The sequence below is a fragment of the Sphingomonas bacterium genome (genome assembly GCF_903644055.1).
GTDB lineage: Bacteria > Pseudomonadota > Alphaproteobacteria > Sphingomonadales > Sphingomonadaceae > Sphingomonas_I.
In genome coordinates this window covers 1-4,166 of sequence record NZ_CAHJXD010000044.1, presented here as the reverse complement: position 1 = coordinate 4,166, position 4,166 = coordinate 1, and the positions used below count along the sequence as shown (strand labels likewise).

Annotated in this window: 3 protein-coding genes; all 3 read left to right on the top strand. The window is 68.2% G+C overall.

The genetic code is table 11. The annotated features are described in order from the left end of the window. Window positions 1-370: 370 nt before the first annotated feature. From HUU94_RS01920 to lptE, 3 genes are read left to right on the top strand one after another with little or no spacing between them, the layout of a single operon-like run. Window positions 371-814: a DUF3576 domain-containing protein gene (locus HUU94_RS01920; protein WP_174273438.1), complete on the top strand. Its 444-nt coding sequence runs from the start codon at window positions 371-373 to the stop codon at window positions 812-814. Between the two features lie 10 nt (window positions 815-824). Beyond that, window positions 825-3,485 carry a leucine--tRNA ligase gene (gene leuS / locus HUU94_RS01915; RefSeq protein ID WP_174273437.1) on the top strand — a complete coding sequence of 887 codons (2,661 nt, stop codon included), beginning with the start codon at window positions 825-827 and terminating at the stop codon, window positions 3,483-3,485. Further along, the gene (gene lptE / locus HUU94_RS01910; protein ID WP_174273436.1) at window positions 3,482-3,991 is read left to right on the top strand and encodes an LPS assembly lipoprotein LptE; all 510 of its coding nucleotides are present in this window, start codon (window positions 3,482-3,484) and stop codon (window positions 3,989-3,991) included. The genes leuS and lptE overlap by 4 nt, the downstream gene beginning before the upstream one ends. Window positions 3,992-4,166 lie beyond the last annotated feature (175 nt).

The window sequence follows — 4,166 nt, the reverse complement described above, 5'->3', positions numbered from 1 at the left end:
GCGGCGGGCGTGAACGCGCCGAAGCCCGCCGACGGCCCGATCGCATGCGGCGCGGCCTTGCGGGGCTTGGCATCGGCGGCGGCGGGCGCAAGACACAGCAGCGCCGCGAGCGCGGACGCCCCCATAGCCCCGAATCCTGTCGTCAGCCGAACCATCGCACCCCCATATGCCTATTGGCGATCAATGCCGCTACCATGCACGCGCTGCCTTGTTCCTTTAACGTTACGGAATCTTTTCAGCCTGTTGCCTCTTATCCACAGACTCCCATAATTATCGGGTTCACAGGATGCGACGGGTCGCGCTTGCGGGGGCGGCGGCAGCTTCTATAACGGCGGCGCCTGCCTTCGGCGTTCCATTTCAAGGTCTCTCCATGCCTCGTGTGCCCCGTCTCGCCATCGTCCTCGCGCTCGGCACCGCGCTTGCCGGCTGCGCGCATCGCGAGCGCGCGGGCAAGATGAGCGTCGCCAGGCTCGCGCCGGCGCGCGTCACCACGATCGGCACCAACGCTTATCTGTGGCGCGCCGCGCTCGACACATTGTCCTTCATGTCGATCGCGCAGACCGATTCGAACGGCGGCGTGATCGTCACCAACTGGTATGTGAACCCGGCGGTGCCCAACGAGCGGATGAAGGTCTCGGTCTCGATCCTCGACCAGGATCTGCGGGCCGACGCCGTGCGCGTTGCCGCCGCGCGGCAGCTCCTTCAGGGCGGGCAATGGTCCGATACGTCGGTTCAGGCTGGCACCAACCAGCGGCTGGAAGAGATCATCCTCCAGAAGGCGCGCGACCTTCGCCGCAACGCCGCCGCGGGCTGATCCCGGCCTTATGAGCGAGCGTTTCGAGGCCGCGAGCGCGGATGCGCGCTGGCAGGCCGAATGGGCGGCGCGCGGCACTTTCCACGCCGACGACAACAGCACCAAGCCCAAGAGCTATGTGCTCGAGATGTTTCCCTATCCTTCGGGACGCATCCACATGGGGCACGTCCGCAACTATACGATGGGGGACGTGCTCGCGCGCTTCCGGCGGATGCGGGGCATGGAGGTTCTGCACCCGATGGGGTGGGACGCGTTCGGCATGCCCGCCGAAAATGCCGCGATGGAGAAGGGCGTGCATCCGGGCGACTGGACGCGCGCCAACATCGCCGCGATGCGCGCCGAGCTGAAGCGGCTGGGGTTCGCGCTCGACTGGAGCCGCGAGCTGGCGACCTGCGAGTCTGAATATTACGGGCAGGAGCAGGCGCTGTTCCTCGATTTCTACGAAGCGGGGCTCGTCTCCCGCAAGGAAAGCGCGGTCAACTGGGATCCGGTCGACATGACCGTGCTCGCCAACGAGCAGGTGATCGACGGGCGCGGCTGGCGATCAGGGGCCCTGGTCGAGCGGCGCAAGCTCAACCAATGGTTCCTCAAGATCACGCAGTTCGCCGACGATCTGCTCGAGGGGCTGGGCTCGCTTCCGCATTGGCCCGACAAGGTGAAGCTGATGCAGGCCAACTGGATCGGCAGGTCTCGGGGGCTGCGGTTCCGGTTTGCGCTATCGTCTCCCCTCCCGCTTGCGGGAGGGGCCGGGGGTGGGGCGACATACACCAACGGCATCGCGGAAGGTGAGTGCGAGCCCACCCTCACCCCTCCCGCAAGCGGGAGGGGAGACGATAGCGTCGAAGTCTTCACCACGCGGCCCGACACGATCTTCGGCGCGTCGTTCGTGGCGATCTCGGTGGATCATCCGCTGGCACAGGCGCTCAAGGAGAAAACTTCCGGCCTCCCCGAGTTCATCGAGCGATGCCGCAAGACGGGCACCGCCGCCGCCGAGATCGAGACCGCCGAGAAGCTCGGGTTCGATACCGGGCTGACGGCGACGCATCCGCTCGATCCCGAATGGCGGCTGCCCCTGTTCGTCGCCAATTTCGTGCTGATGGACTATGGCACCGGCGCGGTGTTCGGCGTGCCCGCGCACGACCAGCGCGACCTCGATTTCGCGCGCAAATATATGCTGCCGGTGACGCGGGTCGTCGCGGCCTCGCCGGAGGACAGGGACACGCCGATCCATGACGAGGCGGACACCGCGCCCGGCGTGATCGTCAATTCGCGCTTCCTCGACGGCATGGCTTCGGAGGAGGCCAAGGCGGCGGTGATCGCGCGCGCCGAAGGCGAAGGCTGGGGCGAGGGCACCACGGTGTTCCGCCTGCGCGACTGGGGGGTGAGCCGCCAGCGCTATTGGGGCACCCCGATCCCAATCATCCATTGCGAGGATTGCGGGCCGGTGGCGGTGCCGCGCGCGCAACTGCCGGTGGTGCTGCCCGAGGATGTGAGCTTCGACGTGCCGGGCAATCCGCTCGATCGTCATCCGACGTGGAAGCATGTCGATTGCCCCCGATGCGGCAAGCCCGCGCGGCGCGAGACCGACACGCTGGATACGTTCGCCGATTCGAGCTGGTACTTCATCCGCTTCGCCAGCGCGCCCGGCGACAGGCCTTTCGACAAGGCGGTGGCCGAGAAATGGCTGCCCGTCGGCCAATATATCGGCGGGGTGGAGCATGCGATCCTCCACCTGCTCTACGCGCGCTTCTGGACGCGGGCGTTGAAGCATATCGGCAAGCTGGATGTCGCCGAGCCGTTCACCGGCCTGTTCACGCAAGGGATGGTGACGCACGAGACGTATCGCGATGCGAACGGCGCGTGGCTGGCGCCGTCCGAGGTCGCCGACGGCAAGGTGATCGCGACCGGCGAGGCGGCGACGCTCGGCCGTATCGAGAAGATGTCCAAATCCAAGAAGAACACTGTCGATCCGGGGCCGATCGTCGATCGCTACGGCGCGGACGCGGTGCGCTGGTTCATGCTTTCCGACAGCCCGCCCGAGCGCGATCTGCCGTGGAGCGAGGCGGGGATCGAGGGCGCGGGGCGGTTCGTTCAGCGGCTGTGGAAGATCACGCGGCTGCTGCCTGACGCGGTCGATGGTGTGCACGTTGCGAGCCCCCTTCATCAGCTTTCGGACGGTTCTCTTCCCCATGCCGGGGAGGAGCTGGAGCTGGCGCGCAAGCTGCATCGGACGATCGCGGGGGTGGCGGTCGATATCGAGGCTTTGTCGTTCAACAAGGCGGTGGCCAAGCTCTACGAGCTGGTCGGCGCGATCGAGAAGGCCAGGCCTTCGCCGTCGCGCAATGCCGCGGTGCGGGCGCTGGTCCTGCTCGCCGCGCCGATGGTGCCGCATATCGCCGAGGAGGCGTGGGCGCGCGGCGGTGGCGAGGGGCTGGTCGCGGATGCGGCATGGCCCGAGGTCGATCCGGCGATGCTCGTCGACACGCAGGTGACGATCGCGCTCCAGGTCAACGGCAAGCTACGCGATACGGTGCAGGCGCCGAAGGGCTCTTCGCGCGAGGAACTGGAGGCGATGGCGCGGGCCAATGCTAAGGTGCAGGCGACCCTCGCGGGCGCGGAGCCGAAGAAGGTCATCGCGGTGCCCGATCGCCTCGTGAATCTCGTCGCATGAGGTGCTGCGCCGCCTTGCTGCTCGCGTGCATGCCGATCCTGGGCGGCTGCGGGCTGCATCCGCTCTATGCGGGCGGGGGATCGGGGCCGGTGGCGAAGGGGCTGGGGCAGGTCGAGGTCGGCGCGATCGGCGGCAAGAACGGCTGGCTGGTCCGCACCGCGCTGCTCGATCGGCTCGGCGTCGCGCCCAAGGCGAGCCCGCGCTATCGGCTCGAGGTGGAGCTCAACGACCAGATCCTCGGGTTCGGCGTCCAGCAGGACAATACGGTCACGCGGGAGCGGCGGACGCTGCGCGCGCGCTACAAATTGGTCGATGCCGCGGCGGGGACGGTGCTGGTCGATGCCACCGCCGGATCGGACGCGGGCATCGATGTCGTCACCTCCGAATATGCGGTGATCGCCGCCGAGCAGACCGCACTGGAGCGGCTTTCGGGCGAGGTCGCCGATCAGATCATCGCGCGGCTGGCGCTCTACATCCAGCGCAGCGGCGCCCCGCCCCAGCCATGAAGCCCGCCGAGGCCCGCCTCGTCCGCGCGCTCGATTCGGCGGACGCGGGCGTTCGGCTCTATCTGCTCCACGGCGAGGATCAGGCGGGTGCGCGGGCGCTCGCCAACCGGCTGGGCGCGGCGCTGGGCGGCGATGCCGAGCGGATCGACCTCGACGGCGCGACGCTGCGGGCCGA

Bases quoted from the DNA above. Each gene is read 5' to 3' on its own strand.
- HUU94_RS01920 (WP_174273438.1), top strand. From the start codon at position 371: ATGCCTCGTGTGCCCCGTCTCGCCATCGTCCTCGCGCTCGGCACCGCG.
- leuS (WP_174273437.1), top strand. From the start codon at position 825: ATGAGCGAGCGTTTCGAGGCCGCGAGCGCGGATGCGCGCTGGCAGGCC.
- lptE (WP_174273436.1), top strand. From the start codon at position 3,482: ATGAGGTGCTGCGCCGCCTTGCTGCTCGCGTGCATGCCGATCCTGGGC.